Origin of the sequence: Meiothermus sp. (genome assembly GCF_025060375.1) — a bacterium.
Lineage (GTDB): Bacteria > Deinococcota > Deinococci > Deinococcales > Thermaceae > Meiothermus.
On record NZ_JANXCG010000084.1, the window covers coordinates 24,963 to 46,859 of the forward strand.

21 protein-coding genes are annotated in these 21,897 nt (G+C 63.8%); 8 read left to right on the forward strand and 13 right to left on the reverse strand.

Features of this window, described 5'->3' with window-relative positions; all coding sequences use genetic code 11:
* Positions 1-130: 130 nt before the first annotated feature.
* From NZ849_RS10190 to NZ849_RS10200, 3 genes are all read right to left on the reverse strand, one after another.
* Positions 131-496 (reverse strand): hypothetical protein, encoded by a 366-nt coding sequence (locus tag NZ849_RS10190; RefSeq protein ID WP_295406824.1) that lies wholly within the window; start codon positions 494-496, stop codon positions 131-133.
* Between the two features lie 177 nt (positions 497-673).
* The gene (locus tag NZ849_RS10195) at positions 674-1,357 is read right to left on the reverse strand and encodes a response regulator transcription factor (RefSeq protein WP_295406827.1); all 684 of its coding nucleotides are present in this window, start codon (positions 1,355-1,357) and stop codon (positions 674-676) included.
* A gap of 97 nt (positions 1,358-1,454) precedes the next feature.
* Complete coding sequence (locus NZ849_RS10200) at positions 1,455-3,704, reverse strand: Smr/MutS family protein (RefSeq protein ID WP_295406831.1); 2,250 nt, start codon at positions 3,702-3,704, stop codon at positions 1,455-1,457.
* A 66-nt stretch (positions 3,705-3,770) separates the two neighbouring features.
* Between NZ849_RS10200 and NZ849_RS10205 the strand changes: the two genes are divergently transcribed.
* Entirely contained in the window at positions 3,771-4,763 is a 993-nt protein-coding gene (locus NZ849_RS10205) for a DUF5666 domain-containing protein (RefSeq protein ID WP_295406834.1), read from the forward strand.
* A 55-nt stretch (positions 4,764-4,818) separates the two neighbouring features.
* Entirely contained in the window at positions 4,819-6,036 is a 1,218-nt protein-coding gene (locus NZ849_RS10210) for a PLP-dependent aminotransferase family protein (RefSeq protein WP_295406837.1), read from the forward strand.
* Between the two features lie 77 nt (positions 6,037-6,113).
* Here the strand turns inward: NZ849_RS10210 and NZ849_RS10215 are convergent, their stop codons facing one another.
* From NZ849_RS10215 to NZ849_RS10225, 3 genes are all read right to left on the reverse strand, one after another.
* Positions 6,114-6,848, reverse strand: coding sequence for a pseudouridine synthase (locus NZ849_RS10215; protein WP_295406840.1), 735 nt, complete (start codon positions 6,846-6,848; stop codon positions 6,114-6,116).
* A gap of 2 nt (positions 6,849-6,850) precedes the next feature.
* Positions 6,851-8,221: an FAD-dependent oxidoreductase gene (locus tag NZ849_RS10220; RefSeq protein ID WP_295406843.1), complete on the reverse strand. Its 1,371-nt coding sequence runs from the start codon at positions 8,219-8,221 to the stop codon at positions 6,851-6,853.
* Between the two features lie 264 nt (positions 8,222-8,485).
* On the reverse strand, positions 8,486-8,704 hold the full coding sequence (locus NZ849_RS10225) for a hypothetical protein (protein ID WP_295406846.1): 219 nt from the start codon (positions 8,702-8,704) through the stop codon (positions 8,486-8,488).
* 112 nt (positions 8,705-8,816) lie between these two features.
* Here NZ849_RS10225 and NZ849_RS10230 point away from each other — a divergent pair, with 112 nt between their 5' ends.
* Entirely contained in the window at positions 8,817-9,611 is a 795-nt protein-coding gene (locus NZ849_RS10230) for an enoyl-ACP reductase (RefSeq protein ID WP_295406849.1), read from the forward strand.
* 3 nt (positions 9,612-9,614) lie between these two features.
* Here NZ849_RS10230 and NZ849_RS10235 read toward each other — a convergent pair whose 3' ends face one another.
* Complete coding sequence (locus NZ849_RS10235; protein WP_295406852.1) at positions 9,615-9,986, reverse strand: S1 RNA-binding domain-containing protein; 372 nt, start codon at positions 9,984-9,986, stop codon at positions 9,615-9,617.
* 181 nt (positions 9,987-10,167) lie between these two features.
* Here NZ849_RS10235 and NZ849_RS10240 point away from each other — a divergent pair, with 181 nt between their 5' ends.
* From NZ849_RS10240 to NZ849_RS10260, 5 genes are read left to right on the forward strand one after another with little or no spacing between them, the layout of a single operon-like run.
* A complete protein-coding gene (locus NZ849_RS10240; RefSeq protein ID WP_295406856.1) occupies positions 10,168-11,352 on the forward strand; it encodes an acyl-CoA dehydrogenase family protein in 1,185 nt (394 codons plus the stop codon).
* Positions 11,353-11,380: 28 nt separating this feature from the next.
* Positions 11,381-12,475 (forward strand): quinone-dependent dihydroorotate dehydrogenase, encoded by a 1,095-nt coding sequence (locus tag NZ849_RS10245; protein ID WP_295406859.1) that lies wholly within the window; start codon positions 11,381-11,383, stop codon positions 12,473-12,475.
* 43 nt (positions 12,476-12,518) lie between these two features.
* Positions 12,519-13,574, forward strand: coding sequence for a trypsin-like peptidase domain-containing protein (locus tag NZ849_RS10250; RefSeq protein WP_295406909.1), 1,056 nt, complete (start codon positions 12,519-12,521; stop codon positions 13,572-13,574).
* A 43-nt stretch (positions 13,575-13,617) separates the two neighbouring features.
* Positions 13,618-14,217, forward strand: a complete 600-nt coding sequence (locus tag NZ849_RS10255; RefSeq protein WP_295406862.1) for a deoxynucleoside kinase — start codon at positions 13,618-13,620, stop codon at positions 14,215-14,217.
* A gap of 7 nt (positions 14,218-14,224) precedes the next feature.
* On the forward strand, positions 14,225-14,845 hold the full coding sequence (locus NZ849_RS10260) for a deoxynucleoside kinase (protein ID WP_295406866.1): 621 nt from the start codon (positions 14,225-14,227) through the stop codon (positions 14,843-14,845).
* On the opposite strand, the gene NZ849_RS10265 is transcribed toward NZ849_RS10260, so the two are convergent.
* The 6 genes from NZ849_RS10265 to NZ849_RS10290 all read right to left on the reverse strand — a co-directional run bounded on the left by NZ849_RS10265 (position 14,810) and on the right by NZ849_RS10290 (position 21,873).
* A complete protein-coding gene (locus tag NZ849_RS10265; RefSeq protein WP_295406870.1) occupies positions 14,810-15,667 on the reverse strand; it encodes a patatin-like phospholipase family protein in 858 nt (285 codons plus the stop codon). The genes NZ849_RS10260 and NZ849_RS10265 overlap by 36 nt on opposite strands.
* Positions 15,668-15,703: 36 nt before the next feature.
* On the reverse strand, positions 15,704-16,897 hold the full coding sequence (locus NZ849_RS10270) for a hypothetical protein (RefSeq protein ID WP_295406873.1): 1,194 nt from the start codon (positions 16,895-16,897) through the stop codon (positions 15,704-15,706).
* Positions 16,898-17,031: 134 nt separating this feature from the next.
* On the reverse strand, positions 17,032-18,042 hold the full coding sequence (locus NZ849_RS10275; protein WP_295406876.1) for an ABC transporter ATP-binding protein: 1,011 nt from the start codon (positions 18,040-18,042) through the stop codon (positions 17,032-17,034).
* Entirely contained in the window at positions 18,039-19,067 is a 1,029-nt protein-coding gene (locus NZ849_RS10280; RefSeq protein WP_295406879.1) for an ABC transporter ATP-binding protein, read from the reverse strand. The genes NZ849_RS10275 and NZ849_RS10280 overlap by 4 nt, the downstream gene beginning before the upstream one ends.
* Before the next feature lie 31 nt (positions 19,068-19,098).
* Positions 19,099-20,667, reverse strand: a complete 1,569-nt coding sequence (locus NZ849_RS10285) for an ABC transporter permease (protein WP_295406882.1) — start codon at positions 20,665-20,667, stop codon at positions 19,099-19,101.
* 9 nt (positions 20,668-20,676) lie between these two features.
* Positions 20,677-21,873 (reverse strand): ABC transporter permease, encoded by a 1,197-nt coding sequence (locus NZ849_RS10290; RefSeq protein WP_295406885.1) that lies wholly within the window; start codon positions 21,871-21,873, stop codon positions 20,677-20,679.
* Positions 21,874-21,897 lie beyond the last annotated feature (24 nt).

The following is a 21,897-nucleotide window of genomic DNA, read 5'->3' on the forward strand; positions in this document are numbered from 1 at the left end:
TCCCCGGAGTCGCGCTTTTGAGGCCTCCCCGCACCCTGCCACTGCTCGGCCCGTTGCCCGGCGCTGGGGCGGTGGGGCTGACCTTGCAGGGCAAAACGCTGAGCGTCCGATGTAGCCCTCCCTGGCCGGCCTACCTCAGGTTCAGGGGAGGGCAGCCGTCGAGCTGTACGGCCGTGGCCGGCCCTGGGGTGCGCACCCGGTACTCGCCCGCGCTGCCGGCCTCGGTGGTGGAGGCGGTTACGTTGCCCTGGTCAGTGTAGACCAGGATGATGCTGGCTGAGCCGGTTATGCGCAACCGCACCTCGTAGTTGCCTATGGTCACCTGTTCAATCCGGCCAGAGCAGGCTGGGGCACTGAGCTGTACAGGCCTAGCTGCCGGGGATGGTGCAGCCTCCTCTGTCGGCTGCGGGCTGGGCCGCAGGGCCAGCCCGCCAAAGTAGGCCAGGATGCCCACACCGATCAGCAGACGCAGGAGGTTGAGCCTTCTATCGTCCATAGCCCATCTCCCTCAGGCTAGCAAAGGCCTTAGGGGAGGGCGGTCCAAGTGCCGACGACCGCAGTAAGGGCAGCGGCAAACGGACAGCCTGAGGCCCCTCTTCCCCTCCAGAATTCGGGCCGTACGGGTGGCCCCGGCACAAGCGCGGTGTTGGCGGGCAGGAACCCAGCCACCTTCCTAATCCTCCCTCAAAACGTAGCCAATTCCGCGCACGGTGTGGATCAAGCGGCGCTCCCCCGCCCCTTCGAGCTTCTTCCTCAGATAACCGATGTAGACGTCCACCACGTTTGATCCGCCCTGGTAGCCCGGCCAGACCTTCTCCTCAATCTCAAAGCGGCTGAAGACCTTGCCGGGGCTCTTGGCTAAGAGCTCCAGGAGTTCAAACTCCTTGTTGGAAAACTCAATGCGCCGGCCACCCCGGTAGACCTCGCGTCCCTCGAGGTTGATGATCAGGTCAGCAACGCGTATCTCCCCGGTGATAGCTGGGGTAACCCGGCGCAGGTGGGCCCGGATACGGGCCAGGAGCTCCTCGATGGAAAAGGGCTTGACCAGGTAGTCGTCCGCACCGGCGTCCAGCCCCTCCACCTTGTCCTCCACCCGGTCCTTGGCCGTGAGGATGATGATGGGCACGTTGGAGGTTTTTCGGATGCGCCGGGCCACCTCCAGCCCATCCATCACCGGCAGCATCAAGTCCATCACCACCAGGTTGGGGTTGGTTTCGCGAAAGCGGGAGAGGCCGGTTATGCCGTCGTAGGCTACCTCGGTTCGGTAGCCTTCAGCCTGCAGCTCGAGCTCAATAAACCGGGCGATGTCCTTCTCGTCCTCAACAATCAGAATCAGGGGTTGTTCGATGGCTTCCATATGGACAGGGTAGCCGGGGTTCTCATGAGAAGGGTGGCCCTGAAAGTAATTTTTCTCTAATCTCGCCGCATGAGATGAGCGAAGGAGCCTGCAGGCCTCAACCGGAACCCCTCAGGTGCACCACCGTAACCCCGTGCCCCCCTTCATAGGGCATGGCGTCGTGGTAGTGTTCCACCCGCCGGTCCCGCCGGAGAAACTCCCGCAGGGCGCTGCGCAGAGCCCCGGTTCCTTTGCCGTGCAGCAGGCGCACCGGGGTGGTAGCGGTGGCCTGGGCCTCATCCAGGTAGTCGTCCACCGCCAAAAGCGCCTCTTCCACCGTGAGGCCCCTCAGGTCAAGCTCCGAGGCCACCCGGGCTTTACGGGAGGCCGAGGGCTGACGGGCCGGCCCCGCTGGTGCCGCTGGTCTCAGGGAGGCCAACGGCACCACCAGGCGCACCGCGCCAAGCTGCACCAAGGCTTCCTCCCCGCGCAGCTCCACAATCCGGCCCGGCCCATAGGAGGGCACCAACACCTGGCTGCCCACCTGCCAGACCGGCGGGGCAGCGGTGGAGGAGTCCTTGGGGCGGTAGCGGTCGCGCAGGGCCAGGAGCTCCTGCAGCGCCCGGCCCTGCCCCTGAGCCTTGGCCCGCTCGCGGACCCCTTGGATGCGCTCCTGGGCCTCCTTGACCAGCCGCAAAGCCTCTGCCCGGGCCTCCTCCAAAAACCGCTCCCGCTCGGCCTCCAGCTCGGCCAGCCGGTGGGATAGGGCCTGGGCCCTCTCCTCGGCCAAGGACCGCTCGGCCTCGGCCGCCTCTCGAGCCTGCCGCAGGGCTTCCCGCTCCTGCTCCAGCAGGGCCAGCAGGCGTTCAAGCCGCCCCCCCTCAGGCCCCAAGAGGGCCTCGGCCCGCACCATCACCGCCTCCGGCAGGCCCAGCCGCCGGGCAACGGAAAGGGCATAGCTGCGCCCCGGGACCCCGACCACCAGGCGGTAGGTAGGGCGCAGATGGGTCAGGTCAAAGTGCATGGAGGCGTTGACCAACCCCGGGGTATCCTGGGCAAAGGCCTTGAGGGGTGAGAGGTGGGTGGTGATGAGGCCCCGCACCCCCCGGGCCAGAAAAGCCTCCAGAATGGCCTGGGCCAGCGCAGCTCCCTCCTCTGGGTCGGTGCCCGAGCCCAGCTCATCTATGAGAACCAGGCTCTGCTCGCTGGCTGAGTCCAGCACGGCCTTGAGGCGAACCAGGTGGGCGGCGAAGGTGGAGAGGCTCTCCTGGATGGACTGGCGGTCGCCGATGTCCACGAAGATGCGGTCGGGGAAGGCCAAGTCGGCCTCCTGGGCAGCCACGTAGAGGCCGCAGCAGGCCATGAGCACCGCCAGGCCCAGGGTTTTCAAAAGCGCGGTCTTACCCCCCATGTTGGGGCCGGTAAGCAGCAGGATGCGCCGCTCCCCATCCAGCTCGAGGTCGTTGGGCACCGGGCTGGCTATAAGGGGGTGGCGGCCCCCCTTGAGCCGGTAGCGCCCCTCGGCATTCAGGCGGGGCCGGGTAAGCCCCCAGTCCTCTGCCAGCAGGGCCGCCGCCCGGACCACGTCAAGCGCCTCCAGGGCGCCTAGGGTTGAGTCCACTTCCGCATCCTGGGCGAGCAGGGCGGAAAGCTCAAAGAGCACCCGACCTACCTCCGCCTCCTCCTCAAGCCGCAGGCTCGCAAGCTGGTTGTTGAGCGGGACCACCGAGGCGGGCTCGAGGTAGAGGGTCAGGCCGGAGTCGGACTGGTCAAGGACAATGCCCGGAATCCGGTGCTGGAAGCTGGCCTTCACCGGAACAACGTAGCGCTCCCGCCTTTGGGTAATGAACCGCTCCTGAATCGCCTCTGGATAGCGGTCCATCAGGACCATAAGCCGCTGCTGTATCTGCTCGCGCAAGGGGTTCAGCTTGCGCCGAATCTCCCGAAGGCGGGGGGTGGCCTCGTCGCGGACATCACCGGACTCGTCCAGGCACTCCTCCACACGCCGAAGGAAGTAGGCGTGCTCCCCTATGCTCTGGGCGATGCGGCTGAGGTGCTCCCCCACCGCCAGCAGCTCGTGCTTGAGGTTCACGGCCGCCTCCAGGCTGGCCGCCACCTCGCGGAGTTGCGCCCCTTCTAGCCGGAGGCCCCTCCGGGCGGCCTCCAGCGCCGGCCTCAGGTCAGAAAGCCCTCCCATGCGGTAGGGGTAGGCCAGCGCCTCGGCCACGGCCGCCTGCTGGGCCAGGGCTTCCTCCAGGCTCCCTTTGGGCTCGAGGGACAGGAGGGCCTCCCGGCCCATGAGGGTGGAGGCCCGCTCCGCCAGGGCCTCGCGAACGCGGTGAAAGTCCAGGCTTCCCAGCAGCTCCATAGCCAAAGGACCAGTATAGCCGAGCGGCATTACCCTACTCATCCAAGGCGTGCCATAATGCCATTCATGCGCTGGGCATGGTGGCTGGCGGGCTTGCTGCTCCTTCTTGCCCTAGCCCAGCCCGAGGCCGAGCCCGCCTTCCAGACCACCGCCGAGATTGAGCGGCGGGGAAAGCGAATCGTGGTGGTCAAGACCGGCCCCGACAACCCCCCGGCCATCATCGAGCTGCGCGACCTGTATGGGGGAGCCATCACCGCCCTGGACCCGGAGAAGAAGACCCTAAGCCTGGGCGATAAGGTCTTCCTCACCGACGCCCTGACCCGCTACTGGCTGGAGGGCAAACCCGCAAAGTTCTCCGACCTCCAGGTGGGGCAGGAGGTGCGGCTCGAGGCTGCCGAGCAAAACGACGGCAGTCTGAAGGCTTTTGACGTGAGGATTGGCGCCAGGCCTGAGGGCAAGGCCCTGACCCGCTCCCTTTTCGCCGACCCGCCGCCTTTCCGGGTCCAGATTACCTTTGGGGAAGATGCGCGGGCCTATGGGGCCATTGCCCGGGTGGAGCAGGTCCGCGAGGTGAACGACCACGTCTACCTAACCGGGGGCACCGCCCGCTACATCGAGGAGGAGGACCGGCTCGAGCTGGACCTCAAGCCCGAGCCCCGGGCGGTAGAGGTGCAGCAGGGAAAGAGCCGGGCCTGGGGCAGTCGGCTGGACTACGACAACCAAAGCGGGGAGGCCCAGGTCGCGGGGCCCATTGAGCTCGAGCGGCAGGGCGAAAAACCCTTGAAAGGCAGCGCCGAGCGCATGGTCTACAACGTGGACGACGAAATCCTGCGGCTCCTTGGAGGGGTGCGGCTGGTGCAGGAAGGGCGCACCACCACCGCAGCCCTTGCCGTGGTGCAGGAAAAAGACCGGGTCGCCTTTCTCTACGGCACCAAGGAGAAGCCCGTGCGCAGCGAGAACAAAGACGGTTTTGTGGAGGGCGGAAAGCTGCTTTACAACCTAGACAGCGGCGACGTGGTGGTGCTGGAGGGGGTCAGGGGAGAGTTCCAGGAACCCTAACGGCTTTGCAACAGGAACCATAGAGGCCGCAGCACTTTGGGGGTAGACTACAGGGGTGAAAAACCTAGAAAGCCACCTTCAGGGTCGCTTTGCCACCCGCACCCAACGCATCCAGGCCTCGACCATCCGAGAAATCCTAAAGCTCACCCAAGAGCCGGGCTTTATCAGCTTTGCCGGGGGGCTGCCCGCTGCCGACCTGTTCCCCATCGAGCGCATCGCCGAGACCACCCAGCGCATCCTGCTGGAGCACGGCCCTCAGGCCCTGCAGTACAGCACCACCGAGGGCTACCTGCCCCTCAGGGAGTGGGTCGCAAGCCGGATGCCCGGAGCGAGGGACGAAAACGTGCAGATCGTCTCGGGCTCGCAACAGGGCCTAGACCTCTTTGGCAAGGTCTTCATAGACCCCGGTTCAAAAGTCCTGGTTGAGGCCCCTACCTATCTTGGGGCCCTGAGCGCCTTCAACCCCTACGAACCCCAGTACATCTCGGTTGGCATGGACGAGGAAGGGCTGAGGCTGGACGAGCTCGAGGCCGCCCTCGAGGCCCACCGCCCCAGGTTCATGTACGTCATGCCCACCTTCCAGAACCCCTCGGGCCGCCTGATGGGCCTGGAACGGCGCAGGGCCATCGTGGAACTGGCCCGCAAGTACCAGACCCCCATCCTGGAAGACGACGCCTACGCCGAACTCTACTTCAGCGGCCAGCCCCTCCCCACCCTCTACGCCCTGGACCAGGAGCTGGGCGGGGGCAACGTGGTCTACCTCTCCACCGCCTCCAAGACCCTGGCCCCGGGGCTCCGGGTGGCCTGGGTGGTGGGCCCCAAGCCGGTCATCCAGAAGATTGTGTACGCCAAGCAAGGGGCCGACCTGCACTCCCCCACCCTCAACCAGATGCTGGTCTACGAGCTGGTGCGGGACGAGGGGTGGTACCGGGGCCAGATTGAGCGCATCCGCCAAACCTACCAGACCCGGTGCAGCTGGATGCTTTCGGCCCTGCAGAAATACATGCCCGAGGACATGGGCTGGATTGTGCCGCAGGGGGGGATGTTCTTTTGGCTGACCGCTCCCGAGGGGTTGGATAGCCTGGAGCTCCTGAAGCAGGCGGTGAGGGAGAAGGTGGCCTTTGTACCGGGCCAACCCTTCTTTGCCGACAGCAGCGGGAAGAACACCCTGCGCCTCTCGTACTCCAGCGCCACCCGCGAGCAGACCGAGGAGGGCCTCCGGCGCCTGGGCCGGGCGGTGCACAGGATGCTGGGGCGGGCGCCGGTGGGGTAGCCCCTGGGGCAGCCCCTCGGCCCAGGCCCAGCGGAACCCTCCCTTTTGCTGTGCGCTGTCAAAGCACGAACAGGCCCCTAGCCGGTGCAGGAGAGGCCCACGGTCCGGTAGAGGGCCTCGAGCTCCTGCGGCTCCAGGGCTCGAGCCATCCCTGGAGAGAGGTCGGCAGGCAACTCCAGCGGGCCAAAGGAAATGCGGCGTAGGTAGAGCACGCGGTTTCCCCGAGCTGCAAACATCCGCTTCACCTGGTGAAAACGCCCCTCGAGCAGGACCAGCTCCACCCTCCGCGGGTCTGGGCCGAGCCGAAGCTCGGCTGGCTTTAGGGGCTTGCCATCCAGCAAAAGCCGTCCAGAGGCGAAGGCCTGGACATCCTCGAGGGTAGCAGGGGCCTCGAGCTCCACGTAGTACCGCTTGGACACCTTCCAGCGGGGGTGGGTCAGCCGGTGGGCCAGCTCGCCATGGGTGGTGAGGAGCAAAAGCCCCTCAGCGTCCTTGTCCAAACGCCCCACGGGCATCCAGTCGGGGCGCTGCCAAGGAGGGGGGAGGAGGGCGGTGACCGGCACACCCTCCCTCTCCCGGGTAGAGGTGATGCAGCCAGCTGGCTTGTTCAGCAAGAGGTGAAAGTACCGGCGGTAGACCAAAGGGGCTTCGTCCACCTCTATGCGAACCCGCTCTGGGTCAAGCTTGCAGGATGGGTCGCGCACCACCTGGCCGTCCACCCTAACCCGGCCCGCCCTAGCCATGCGGCGGACCTCGCTTCGGCTGCCCACCCCCAGGTGGCTCAGCACCTTGTCCAGGCGCTCCTTAGCCACTGTTAGTCCTGCAACGCCTCGAGCATCTCCTCTACGCTGGTCAGCTTAACCCTAGGGCGGCCCTGGGCCTGGCCTCGCTGGGTCTCCAGCGCATCCAGCCTCAGCCAACCTTCCAGGCTCACAAACCGCACCCCCCGCTCCCGCAAAAGCCTGGGCACCGCCTCGAGGTTCGGCTCCTGGGCCAGCGGCAGGTAGGGGACATCCTCCAAGAGGAGCTTTACCGTCTCCGCTGCATCGGCCTTGTTGGTGCCTATCACGCCGTTGGGACCCCGCTTGATCCAGCCCGCGGTGTACTCCCCTGGGGCCACCGCCCCGTCCCGCAAAACCCGACCGCTCTGGTTTGGGATGATGCCCCTGCGCTCATCGAAGGGCACCCCCGGCAACGGCACTCCCCTGTAGCCCACCGAGCGCAGCACCAGGCCTACCTCAAGCTCCTCGTACACCCCGGTGCCCACCGCGTTCAGGTTCTCGTCCAAGCGGTTCCTCTCCAGACGAATCCGCTCCACCCGGCCCTGGCCCAAGATAGCTACCGGCGAGACCAAGAAGCGGATGTGCACCCGGCGGGGCTTCCCTGAAAGGGGCCGCGCGGCAAACTCCCGCAACACCTCCAGGTTCTTGAGCAAGCTTGGCTGGTCGGCGATGGAGGCCGCACTTCTCTCGTCAAGCTCCAGCTCCTCGGGGCGCACCACCACATCCGCGTTGAGCAGCTCCCCCAGCTCGCGGAGCTCCTTGGTGGTGAACTTGGCCTGGGCCGGACCCCGCCGACCCAGCATGTAGATATCGGTAACCCGGCTCTCGGCCAGCACCGGCAGGGCGTGGTCAGCGATATCGGTGCGGCCCAACTCCTCCACCGACTTAGCCAGGATGCGGGTTACGTCCACCGCGACATTGCCCACCCCCACCACCGCCACGCCGCGCGCATCCAGCCGCATAGGCAGGCCCCTGTAGTCGGGATGGCCGTTGTACCAGGCCACAAACTCCGTGGCCGACAGGCTTCCGGGCAGGTCCTCCCCGGGGATGTTCAGGTGGCGGTCGCTCGAGGCGCCCACGGTATAGATCACCGCATCGTAGTGGCGGCGCAGGTCTTCATAGCTCAGGTCACGCCCAAAGGCTACGTTTCCGAAAAAGCGCACCTTGGGGTCTTGAAGTACCTTCTGCATGACCTTGGTGACCGACTTGATGGTCTGATGGTCGGGGGCTACCCCATATCGAACCAGACCAAAAGGTGTAGGTAGGCGGTCAAAAACATCCACCCGCACGGGCACCTCACCTTGCTTGATTAGGGTCTCGGTGGCGTAAATACCCGAAGGCCCTGAGCCAATCACGGCCACCCGTAGGGGGCGGTCCTCACCAAAGCGGTTCTGGTCCGGCATCGAAGCTTCCTCCCAAGGGGAATAGAGGCCCGCCCGCCTGCGCTTGGGGCTAAGGCCACCCAGCAGGCCATCATAGCGTAAGCGCTCCGGAATGGAAGTATCTGGGTGTCGCCGCTCGCGGTGGAGCGGGGTCTAAAGCCAGCCCAAACCGGCAGGCTAGGGCAAACATGGGTGGGGGGACGGAGCCGCCCCTCCCCGTCTCCCTGCACCTCAGCTGCGGGGCACCCTTGGTTGGGCCAACGCTTTTCGGCCCCCCGGCACGCCCTACAGCTTCTCAAAGGCCTCGAAGAATTCCTCTCTGGAGGGAAGGGTTACCAGCCCTTTTAGGTAAAGCTCCCACACAGCATCCACCCCCGCCACCCGCTGGAGCTGCTCGAGCGAAACCTCCAGGTCGTGATCGGGAAGATGCACCCAGACCCGGTCCATGGTGCCCGGAACCCACTCACACTGGATACCCAACCTCTGCACCCGCTCAGCTGTCATAACTACCCTCCCACAAAGCCCCCTTCTTGAGTCCAGTCTGGCCTTACTTGACTCTTTTTGTAAAGAGAAAAATGTCCTACCACGGGCCCGGAGGGGTTAAGATACGGGGGTCATGGTTGCCATAGACCTAACCGGCAAGAGGGCCCTGGTCATGGGGGTTACCAACGAACACAGCCTGGGCTGGGCCATCGCCCAGAAGCTTCGTGCCGCCGGCGCCGAGGTGGCTTTCAGTTACCAAGGTGAGCGGCTGCGGGAAAAGCTGGAAAAGCTCACCGCAGACTACCCCAATCGGCGTCTCTACCAGGTGGACGTTACCGACGAGGCCGCCCTAAAGGCCATGTTCGCCGACCTGGCGGCCGCCTGGGGGGGGCTAGACTGTCTGGTGCACTCCATCGCTTTCGCCCCCAGAGCGGCTATGGAAGGGCGCTTCATAGACACCACCGCTGCCGACTGGAACACTGCTCTACAGGTCTCGGCCTACTCCCTGGTAGCCGTGGCCCGCGAGGCCGAACCGCTCTTACGGGAAGGAGCAAGCCTGGTCACCCTCACCTACTATGCTTCGGAAAAGGTAGTACCCCGGTACAACGTCATGGGCATTGCCAAAGCTGCCTTGGAGGCCAGCGTGCGCTACCTGGCCTACGAGCTGGGGAGAAAAAACATCCGTGTCAACGCCATAAGCGCCGGTGCTGTACGGACTGTAGCCGCCATGAGCATCCCCGGATTCCGCAAAATGGTGGCCAAATACAGCTCCACCGCCCCCCTGGGCCGAATGATCACCCACGAGGAAGTGGGCAACCTGGGCCTTTACCTGCTCTCCCCGTTGTCCAGCGGTACCACCGGGCAGACCATCTACGTGGACGCGGGCTACAGCATCATGGGAATGAGCTTTGAGGAAGAGGGCAGCTAGCCCTCAGCGACGCTTGCGACCTCCCTTCCCCCCTGGCTTCTTTCCCCCACCCCCGGAGCCGCGCAAAAAGCTCTTGAGCTTGTTCTCAAACTCGGGGGCCTGGCGGGGCAGACGCTTGGGCCGAGGGGGTTCAACCGGAGCCGGGGTCAGCTCCTTGATAGAAAGGTCGAGGCGACCCCTCTCGTCGCGGCCGAGGACCAGAACCGAAACCACGTCCCCTTCCTGGAGGTGGTCCCGGATGTTGCGCACGAACTGATGGGCGATCTGGGAAATGTGCACCAGGCCCGACTCCCCGTTGGGGAACTCTACAAAAGCGCCAAAATCGGTAATCCGAGTAACTCGGCCTTCCACGATGGCTCCGGCTTCAAGCTCCATTCAAAGGCTCCTCCAGCACCGCGCGAAATCCCAAAACAACTGCATGGGCAAGCTGTGGGGGATTCACGGTGCCCTCACTATACCACTCCCCGCACCTCTGGAAAGGGCCAGGGTCATTTTGTAACGTATTTAAAACACACAACCAAAAAAGTGATATACTCCTGACAGGAGGAAACCCACCATGACCGCCGAACGCCCCCGGGAGCTTTGGTTTGAGCTGGACTCAGAGGAGCGCCAGATCATCGGCGCGCTGCGCGAATTCCTTCAGGCCGAGGTAGCCCCCACAGCAGCCGAACGGGATGAGAGCGGGGCTTTCCCCTTTGAAATCGTGCGCAAGCTGGGGCAGATGGGGGTGATGGGGGCGCAGGTGCCCGAGAAGTACGGAGGTGCAGGGCTTCCCACCCGCGTCTTCGCACGGATCGTAGAGGAAATCGCAGCGGTAGATGGCTCGCTGGCCCTTACCGTGGCCTCCCACAACAGCCTCTGCGTGGGTCACATCCTCCTGGCAGGCAACGAGGAACAAAAGCGGAGGTTCCTACCCCCGCTGGCCTCCGGCGAGGTCCTCGGGGCCTGGGGGCTGACCGAACCAGGCAGTGGCTCCGACGCGGCGTCCCTGCGCACCCGGGCCGAGGAAACCCCCGAGGGGTTCGTGCTCAACGGAAGCAAGCAGTTCATCACTCAGGGCTCGGTGGCCGGTGTGTACGTGATCAACGCCCGCACCGACCCCGCTCCAAACCCTCAGAAGAAGCACCTGGGGATTTCGGCCCTGGTCTTCAGCGCCCCCGTTGAGGGCCTAAGGGTGGGGCGCAAGGAGAGAAAGCTGGGCCTCAACGCTTCCGACACGGCTCAGCTCATCTTTGAAAACCTGAGGCTACCCAAGGAGGCCCTGCTGGGGCAGCGCGGCAGAGGTTTTTACGATGTAATGAAGGTGCTGGAAGGGGGGCGTATCGGAATCGCGGCCATGGCCGTAGGGCTGGGGCGGGCCGCCTTGGAGTTTGCAGCCAAGTACGCCCTGGAACGTGAGCAGTTTGGTCGGCCCATCGCCGAATTCCAGGCCATCTCCCACAAACTGGCCGAGATGGAGACCGAGCTAGAAGCCGCCCGCCTGCTCTACCTTAGAGCCGCTGAGCTTCGCGATGCGGGAAAGCCCTACGGCCATGCCGCGGCCCAGGCCAAGCTCTTTGCCTCCGAAGCAGCGGTGCGGGCCTGCGACGAGGCCATCCAAATTCTAGGAGGCTACGGCTACACCAAGGAGTATCCGGTGGAACGCTACTGGCGGGACGCCCGTCTGACCCGCATTGGCGAGGGCACCAGCGAGGTTCTCAGGGTTATCATCGCCAAAAACCTGCTGGAGCGCTACCGCTAGGGTCCTTCGGTGGGTGCTATGCTCTAGCGTGTACGCGTTCCTCAGACCCTGGCTTTTCCGGCAAGACCCTGAAACCGCGCACGACCGGGTGCTCGAGGGGCTGGCCTGGCTGGCCCGAAGAGGCCCCCTGTTGAGGCTGGTTCAGCGGCTGTTCTCGTTGCAGGATGAGCGTCTTGAGGTAGAGGCTTTCGGCCTGCGCTTTCCCAACCCAGTGGGGCTGGCGGCCGGTCTGGACAAGAATGCCCTGGCCCTGCGGGCCTGGCCCGCTTTGGGGTTTGGCTTTGTGGAAATAGGCTCGGTCACCGCTTTGGCACAGCCCGGCAACCCCAAGCCCCGCCTCTTCCGCCTACCCCAGGAGGAGGCCCTGGTCAACCGGATGGGCTTCAACAACGACGGTGCGGAGGCCCTGGCCCAGCGGCTCGCAGCCTGGCAGCAGGCCTACGGCAAGCTTCCGGTACCCTTGGGCATCAACCTGGGCAAGTCCAAGGCCGCGCCCCTGGAGGAGGCCGCGCAGGACTACCTGAGGAGCCTGGCCTTGCTGCTGCCCTACGGCGACTACTTTGTGGTCAACGTAAGCTCCCCCAACACCCCGGGCCTGCGTAGGTTGCAGGAGAAGGAGCTGTTGGCAGAGTTGCTGGGAACGCTGAGCGGGTTTTTGCAAGGGCGCAAACCCCTTCTCCTCAAAATCTCCCCGGACCTCACCTGGCCCCAGATAGACGAGGTGCTGGAACTGGCCGAGCGGTTTGGCCTCTCGGGCCTCATCGCCACCAACACCACCACCCAGCGGGAAGGGCTGAAGACCCCCTACCCGGAAGAGGGAGGCCTCTCAGGGCGCCCCTTGGCCCAGCGGTCGCTGGAGGTGTTGCGCTACCTGAACAAGCAGCTGGGGGGCCGTATGCCCATTGTCTCGGTGGGGGGCATCTTCACCCCAAAGGACGTTTGGGAGCGGCTCGAGCAGGGGGCCACGCTGGTGCAGGTGTACACCGCCTTGGTCTACCGAGGCCCCTCTTTGCCCAAGCAGCTGTGCAGGGGGCTTCTTCACCTCTCAGAAGGGGCCCCTATTGGGGGTCTGCTAAACCGCCCAGCCATCCCCGAGGCAGACCCTAAACAGCACGGCTATTGATTACTTATCCAGGGCATATGAGAATGAGGGCGGTTTGCCGATGATGCGTCCCCTCCTCATCCTCACCTGGGCTCTCTCCATGGCCCTAGCCCAACCCCCCCGCCTGACTACCCCTGAGGAAGTGGCCCGGGTGGAGGTAATTCGCAGGGCCCTGCCGGCCGTGGTCAAGGTCACCGGCATTCTGCGGGACCCGCAAACCGGAAACGAAGGCCCCACCAACGGCTCTGGCTTTTTCTACGCACCCAACCGCATCATCACCAACTACCACGTCGTTCAAGACCTGCGGGACATCACCGTAGAACTCTTCGATGGGCGGAGCTTCCCTGCCCAAATTTTCGCCGTGGACAAAGGCATAGACATCGCCATCCTGAGCGTCCAGGGAGTAACCGCTCCAGCCCAACTCGCCTTCGGCAGCTCCCAAAATCTGCCGGTGGGGATGGGCCTGGTGGTGATCGGTAGCCCTTTTGGCCAGCGCAACCTGGCCTCCTACGGAATCCTAGCCGGTGTTGGCCCCACCACGGCAGAGAAAAACGACCTCGACCCTGAGGTAGGTTCGGAAATCGGCGACCTGCTCTTTACCGACGCGCGAATCGTGCAGGGAAACTCCGGGGGGCCGGTTCTCGACCTGCAAGGGCGGGTGGTAGGCGTGGCCAACGCTACGCTGGGCGACCTGAGCGGGGTGGGCGGGGTGGGGGTGGCCATTCCCGCTGACCTGGTTCGGCAAAGCGTGAGCGACCTCGAGCGCTTTGGCGTACCCCAACGCGGCAACTTGGGCGTGACCCTGCGCAACCTGGACGAGCTCGACCCCCTCCTCCTGGGCCGGGTCGGGCTGCTCTCCACCCGCGGAGCCATGATTGAAAAGGTGGAGCCTGGCGGACCGGCAGCCCGGGCTGGTCTGCGCGCGGCCGAGCGAGACTCGAGGGGCCGGCTGGTCAGCCTGGGAGACATCATCCTGGCCATCAACGGCCGCACCGTCCGCAACGCCAGCGAGATCACCCAGACCATCGCTCGCTTTCGGCCGGGGGATCGGGTCAACCTCACCGTCTGGCGCAACGGCCGGCGCCTGGAGGTAACGGTGACCATGATTGCCCGACGCTAGCCCCCGCTTGACAGCCCCGCCACCAACCGGGAGGCTATGGGGCGTGTACGTCGCTGTTGAGGGCATCATTGGCGTCGGAAAGACCACCTTGGCCCGCCTCCTGGCCCAGCGGCTAGGCGCCGAGAGCCTGCTGGAGGTGGTGGAGGAAAACCCTTTCCTGCCCCTCTTCTACCAAGACCCCCCGCGCTACGCCTTCAAAGCCCAGGTCTTTTTCCTCCTCTCACGCTACAAGCAGCTCTTACCCCTGGCCCAACCAAGCCTTTTCGTGCGGGGGGTGGTGGCCGACTACCTCTTCGACAAAGACGCCATCTTCGCCTCCATAAACCTCAACGGCGCAGAGTGGGAGCTCTACCGGGAGCTGTACAACAGCCTCTCCCTCAAGCTACCCACCCCAAACCTTACCCTCTACCTGAGGGCACCCCTTCCCGTTGTCCTAGAGCGCATCCGCCGGCGGGGACGGGCCTTTGAGGAGGGGATATCCCCCACCTACCTGGAGCGCCTTCAGGAGGCCTACGAGCAGCACTTTGCCACCTACCCCCATCCCCTGCTGACGTTGGACACCGAGACGCTCAACTTCGCCGAGCTGGAGAGCGACCGGGAGTGGGTTGTAGGAGAGGTACAGCGTCGTCTGGGTTGGTCTTAGGGGTCCTATGTACGTTGCCATCGCGGGCAATATCGGTTCCGGCAAGTCTACCCTCACCCAGCTCCTGGCGGAGCGCTACGGGCTCCACCCTGTCTACGAAGCGGTAGATGAAAACCCTTACCTGAGCGATTTCTACGCCGACATGGGCCGCTTCGCCTTTCACTCCCAGGTCTTTTTCCTGGCAAAGCGGCTCAAGCAGCACTTAGAGGAGATCAACCCGGCCCAGCACGTGGTTCAGGACCGCACCATTTACGAAGACGCCTTCATATTCGCCCAAAACCTCAGGCTTCAGGGGTATCTTACCGAGCGGGACTGGCAGACCTATCTGGCCCTGTACGAGGGCATCGCCCCAGCCCTGCGCAAACCCGACCTTCTAATCTACGTCCGGGCCTCGGTGAAGACCCTGAAGGCCCACATCGCCCGGCGGGGGCGGGCCTACGAGCAGAGCATACCGGAGGCCTACCTGGCCTCGCTCAACCAGCTCTACGAGGCCTGGATAACCGCTTACGACCTCTCTCCAGTGCTGGTGGTCTCTACCGACACCATCAACTACGCCGATGACCAGGAAGCCCGGGAGCTGTTGTTCCGTACCCTAGAGGCCTGGGGGCTGAGCCGACCCCTGGTCTGAGCCGTCCAGCAGTAGCTCGCGAATGGCCTCCAGTGCGCCTTCAGCCGCAGACTCACCATCTCGGATGGCCTGCTCGAGCTGCTGAAAGCTAAAAAGACCAATCCCCTCTAGCCTAGGCCGCAGCACCAGGTCCGGGCGGGCAACCGCCAGCTTTACCTCAGCCAACCGGATCTGCATGATCTCCACCGCCCGGTAAACGTTCTGAATGGGGTTGGACTCAATTCCTCGGCGAAAAACCCGTTCCCACCAGGTTTTCTTGTGCGGTTGCTCGCGCAGAACCTGGAGGGGGGTCACGTCCACCGCAATCACCCGCTCAGCCCCCAAGAAGCGCACCAAGTCCACGGGAATCTGGTTGAGGATACCCCCATCGGCCAAAAGCTGGTGGTCTACCCATATGGGGTTGATGGCGCCGGGGTAAGCGATGGAGGCTCGGATAGCTTGAAAAACATCCCCCTGGCGGAAGTAAACCTCGGTACCGGTAACCAGGTCGGTGGCGGTAATGCCCAGGGGGATGGGAAAATCCTCTATCCTCCGGGGCAGCAAGGGCTCCAGCACCCGCACCAGCTCGCTGAAGTTGAGCATGTCGTCAAAGGGATTGATGTCCAGGAAGCGCCAAAAAGAGGTCTGCGAAAGCAGTTCCTGTACCCTATCGGCGCTGTGGCCCGCCGCGAAAATCGCGGCCATAATGCTGCCCATGCTGGTGCCAGCGATGGAACAGGGCTTGAAGCCCTCCCGTTGCAACACCCGCATGACCCCGATGTGGGCATAGCCCCGCGCGCCCCCACCCCCCAGCGCCAACCCAAAACGCCTGCAACTATCCATGCCCAGCAACCTCCATGCTTGTGCACCTGAAAACCGCTACCGTGGCTGGAGAACCAGGGTATAAGCGTAGCTGTGGCTCTGGCCTGGGGCTAGGGCAAAGCGCAGGCGGTAGCCCTCGGGCAGGCGCTCCAGGCCGTCGGCCTCGAGCTCAAAAGGCTGGGGAAAGACCTCTTGTATCTCCACCTCTAGGGGGTAGGCCTTCGGGTTGCGAACGGCGGTGGTCACCCGGAAGCGGTTGCGGGCCACTTCCTGCACCTGCCGGCTAGCCCGTCCCTCCGGGTCAGGACCGAGCACGAGAACCACCGACGCCCCCCTAGGGGTATCCCCCAAGGCGGCCTGCCCCACAAAAACCCCTCGCTCCCAAAGGCTCACCACCCCAGCGGCCAGACCCTGGGGCGCCACAAAGCGGAAGCCTCGGTTGAAAAACAGCTCCCGGCCAGTGCTGAAGCCCGTCTGCAAGCGCCAGACGTAGACCGGCTGCACCTGGGCCTGCAGGAAGGGCAGCTCGGTGACCCCGGGTCCTACCTCTACCTCCCCGGGGAGGCGGTACCGGTAGGTGCCAGCCACCTCCCCCAGATCCTCCGCCATGACCGGAGCGGCCCGCAGCACGGCAGCCCCAGCGAGCTCCCCCTGCACCAACGGCACCTGCCCCGCAACCAACTCGGTGCGGCCCAGCCGCAAAGGGTAGCCTAGGGTGTTGGTTAGAGCAGCCCACCCCACCAACACCCCGTCCTCCAAGGAGTAGCGCGGGCTCCAACTCAGCCCCCGTGTCAGGTAGGCCAGCACCGCATCCCCACCTCCCCGGTAGCGGAAGACCACCCTTGGGCCCGGAGGGAGGCTAAAACCCCCGGGGTCAGGGTAGGCCACCACCCCAGGCAGGCCTACCAAGTAGCGCCCTTCGTAGAGGTAGAGGTTCTGCTGGGCACTCACCAGGGTGGCGCGACGCCACTGCCCCTCCCAATAGAACTGCACCTCCTTACCCACGTAGGCCTCTAGAGGGCTTGACTTAGCCGGCTCCCTTACCCAACGGGAGAGCTCCTCTACCCCCAAAAGGCGTAGCGTGCCCGGCACCAGGCTCTCAAATAGGGCCGCCCCCGGCTCCCAGACCCACTCCCTGGGAGGCAGGTTTTGCGGCTGCCGCAGCTCGGCAAAACCCTTGTATACCGAGGCTTCCTGACCCTCTGCAAACCCCACCGCAGCCACCAACAGGCAGAACCAAACCCGCCGCACAGGGCTAGTTAACCACCACAGCAAGAGGCCCGCGTGAGAGGGAGCTCAAAACTCCCCTTACCGTACGCCCCCACAAACTAAGCCCGCTAGCAACCCACCTTCGGCGGACAGGGCGCTGCAAATGGGGGCTGGCGCTAGCTAAGGCCCGGTATGTCGTCGCGAATGCAGGCCTTGAAGTGACCGGGGGCCACCTCCTTCAGCTCAGGCACCACCTGGGCGCACTCGGAAATGGCGTAGCGGCAGCGGGTACGAAAAACACAACCCGAGGGGGGGTTGATGGGGCTCGGGATATCCCCCTGAAGTACGATGCGCTCCCGCCTCAAGGTGGGGTCGGGCATGGGAATTGCCGAGAGCAGGGCCTCGGTGTAGGGGTGGCGGGGGTTGCGGTAGAGCTCCTTGGAGGTGGCCAGCTCCATGATCTTGCCCAGATACATCACCGCCACCCGGTCGGAGATGTACTCCACCACCGCCAGGTCGTGGGCAATGAAGAGGATGGTCAGGCCAAGCTGCTCTTTGAGGTCCTGCAGGAGGTTCACCACCTGGGCCTGGATGGAAACATCCAGCGCCGAGACCGGCTCGTCAGCCACAATGAACTCAGGGCGCACCGCCAGGGCCCGGGCGATTCCGATGCGCTGCCGCTGCCCACCGGAAAACTCGTGGGGGTAGCGGCGCACATGGTCGGGGTTTAATCCCACCATTCGCAAAAGCTCCGCCACACGCTCGGTCCGAGCTTTGGGGGAGTTCTCGAGGTTGTGGATTACCAAAGGTTCGGCGATGATGTCCCCCACCGTCATGCGCGGGTTGAGGGAGGCAAAGGGGTCCTGGAAGATGATTTGCATCTTGCGCCGGTAGGCCCGGAGCTGGTTCTTGGGAAGGTGGGTGATGTCCACCCCATCAAAGCTAATGGCGCCCTCGGTGGGCTCAATAAGGCGCAAAATGGTCCGGCCCACGGTGGTCTTGCCCGAGCCTGACTCCCCTACCAGGCCCAGCACCTCCCCCTTCCTCACCGCGAAGCTCACGTCGTTGACCGCCTTGACGTGGGCCACCACCCGGGAGAGCACCCCTCCCCGGATGGGAAACCACTTTTTGAGGTGTTTCACCTCTACCAAGGGTTTGGTGGCCACCTCAGGAGCAACCGCGCTCATGCCTCCACCGCCTCTCCCCGCTCAATCTCAGCCCAGCGCACACAACGCACCATATGGCCGCCGCCCGCGTCCTGAAGCACGGGTATCTCCTGGTCGCAAAGGCCCGGCTTGTAAAACTTGCAGCGGGGGTGAAACGCGCACCCTGGCGGCAGGTCCAAGGGGTTTGGCACGTTACCCGGAATGGCCTCCAGCCGCTGCTGGTGGTCTGCCGCCAGATCGAGCCGGGGTACCGAGTTCAGAAGGCCCATGGTGTAGGGGTGCAGGGGCTTCTTGAAGGTAGGCACCACATCGGCCTCCTCTACCGCCCGACCGGCGTACATCACCACCACCCGGTCAGCCATCTCGGCCACCACCCCCAGGTTGTGGGTGATGAAGAGAATGCTCATACCAATCTCTTCCTGAAGCTTCTTCATCAGCTCCAGAATCTGGGCCTGGATGGTCACATCCAAGGCCGTGGTGGGTTCATCAGCGATGAGGAGGGAGGGGTTGCAGGAGAGGGCCATCGCGATCATCACCCGCTGGCGCATCCCCCCTGACATCTGATGGGGGTAGTTGGCTAGGCGCTTCCTGGGCTCGGGGATGCCCACCAGGTCAAGCATCTCGGCGGCCTGCTCGAGGGCCTCCTTTCTGCTTTTACCCTGGTGCAGCACGATGGCCTCAGCAATCTGGTCGCCCACAGTGTAAACCGGGTTCAGGCTGGTCATGGGCTCTTGGAAAATCATGGCGATATCGTTGCCCCGAATCCTCCGCATGGTGGCCTCATCTTCCTTGGCCAGGTCGCGCAGCTTTCCATCCTTGCCGCGAAAGAGCATCTGACCACCCACAATCTTCCCCGGCGGGGTGGGAATCAGGCGCATCATCGCCAGGCTGGTTACCGACTTACCTGAACCCGACTCCCCTACCACCGCCAGGGTCTCCCCCTTATTGATGTGGAAGGAAACCCCATCCACCGCCTTCACCACACCGTCGTCGGTGAAGAAGTGCACCTTTAGGTCTTTGACCTCAACCAGTCTGTTCTCGTCCATTCTTACTCCCAAACGTCAGGTCATTATATCCCTACACCTTGGTGCGCGGGTCCAACGCGTCGCGAAGACCATCGCCCAAAAAGTTGTAGGCCAGCACCGCCAAAAGGATGAACACCCCTGGTATCAAAAGCCAGGGTCGCTCAGTAAAGGCAGTAATGCCGGTAGCCTGAGCCTTGGAGAGCATGAGCCCCCAGGAGGTGGCTGGCTCCTGAATACCCAACCCCAGGAACGAAAGGCCTGACTCTCCCAGGATAAACCCAGGAATCGCCAGGGTGACCGCCACGATCAGGTAAGTATAGGTCCCCGGAAGCACGTGCCGAAGAACGATGCGGGCATCTCCAGCCCCAAGGGCCTGGGCAGCCTGGGCGTACTCCATCTCCCGAAGTTGCAGCACCTGGCTGCGGATAATCCGGGCCAGCCCCCCCCAGTTCACAAAGGAGAGAATGGTCACTACCAACACAAACCGCACCGCGGGAGGCACCTCCATGGGTATGAGCACCGAGAGGATGATAAGCAAGAACAGGTCAGGAATGGCCGCCAGCACCTCCACGGTGCGCATGATAATCGTGTCCAGGTCGAACTCCACCCGCGGCCAGAGCAGCACGTAGCCGATGGCCGCGAGCAAAACCGCCCCAACCAGTCCGGCCAGGACCGCCTCCAGGCCGCGGCTGGTCTGCAAAAAGCCGTAGACCGTAATCCAGACCAACCAGGCCACCCCCACCCAGACCAAAAGCCAGAGCAAGGCTCGAGCCAGATGGCTGCGCCAGACCAGAAAGTAGAGCAACATACCCATCAGCGCTGTACCCACAACCAAGCCTAAGCCAGCTAGGGCTAGGGTGCTCACCCGCTGCAGGTCGGGGCGGATGTACTGCTGGTAGCCCTGGCCCATGGCCCACACTAGCCCCAAAAGGAGCAGGAGGCCCAGCAGGGCCATCAGGTGATCCACCGGGCGATTGGCCCGGATAAAACGCCAGAACTGGGGGTTCAGAACCCCGATGCTGAAGGTGACTGGACGACCCGCGTAGTACCCCGCAAGGCTGCCCATGAAAATGCCGATGATGAGGGCCAAGGCTACCGCAAAAATACCGATGGTGAGGCTAATGCGCGCCCCAAACCAGATGCGTCCCCAGATGTCCCGGCCAAAATCGTCGGCACCCCACAGGAAGAGCTTGGCCTTATCCTCCAGAAGCCACGGCCCCCCGAAGAGGTGTAGGTTGGAGGGAATGACCCCCAAGAACCGGTAAGGTTCACCCTCTACAAAGAAGTAGATGGGGTAACGCCCCTTTTCACAATCCGTGATGACCTCAACCTTGAAGGTCTCGGGATTCCTGCGCCGTTCTGAAGCGCAGACATAGGGGCGGGTTAGGCGCCCGTTCTCGTCTCGCCAGAAAATCTGGGTAGGGGGTGCGTAGGAAAAGTCCCGAAAACTCTTCTCCTCGGGATAGGGTGCCAAAAAATCGGCGAACAAAGCCCCTAGGTAGAAGACCAAGAGCACCGCTGCGCCCAGTCGGGCCAGGGGATGCCGCTTGAAGCGCACCCAGGCTTGCTGGAAAAAGCTTCGGCTCTGAGCAGAAGTGTTAGCTTTGCTATGGTTCGGCATCCCAACCCCCTAGCTATAGCGGATGCGCGGGTCTACCCAGGCCAGGAGCAGGTCGGAAATGACGTTTCCAACCATCAGGAGCACCGTGGTAATGGTGATGAGGCCCATAATCACGTAGACATCGATGGCCGATATGGCCTCCAGCAAGGCCGGCGTAATGCCCGGCCAAGCCATGACCACCTCCACCAGGCCCGCCCCGCCAATAAGGCCCGGCAACAGCCCGCCAATCCCTGCAATGAAGGGTATCACCGCGTTCCGAAGAGCATGCTTGTAGATAACCACCCGCTCCGAGAGCCCCTTGGCCCGGGCGGTGCGAATGTAGTCCTGGGAGAGCACATCCAGCATCTGCCCCCGCATGACCCGCATCAGCCCAGCTAGACCTGAGGTGCCCACCACGATGACCACCGGGAAAGCATGCCACAGCACGTTGGTGACCCGGGCCCAAAGGGGCGACTCGGTGTAGGGCAGACGTTCAGGCAGGCCCGGCCCTTGCAGAAGCGGCGCCAACATCAACAGGCTGCTCACGCCAAACAGCACCAGGCCCAACCACACACCGAAGGTAGGGGTCTGGCCGCGGCGGCTACGCAACCAGAAGAGAGTCCCGTAGACCAGGGTACCCACAAGGGCAAAAGGGAAGAGCCACTGGGCAGCACGGGTCATATTGCCCAGATGCAGGAACTCGTTGGTCATCCCGCCAATGGGGAGGATGCGCATGTCGGTCAGGTCATTGAGCCAGACTGCCAGGAAGAGCATGATAAGGCCGAAGAAAAAGTTGGGAATCGCCAGCCCCAAAAAGGCCAACACCGTAAAGATGCGGTCGGGCCAGGTGTACTTGTGAATCGCCGAATAGACCCCGATGGGAATAGCGATCAGGTAAATCATCAGGGTAGCCAGCACCACCAGCACCATAGAGTTCAAAATGCGCTGGCCTATCACGCTCCACACGTCGGTTTTGTAGGAAAGGGAGAGGCCCAAATACCCTTGAAAAATTCCCGAGAGCCACTTGGCGTACTGAACCGGCAGAGGCTGGTCAAGGCCAAGCTGCTGGCGCAGATTGGCAATGGACTCGCGGTCCTGGGTGGGGTCGAGCTCGAGCCGGGTCACAAAATCACCCGGCGCCAGCTGAATCACCAGAAAGGCCAGCAGGGTAGCCCCAAAAAAGGTGGGGACGAGCTGGAGCAACCTTCGCACGACGTAACCAAACATAAGACCTCAGCACGAAGGCAAGGG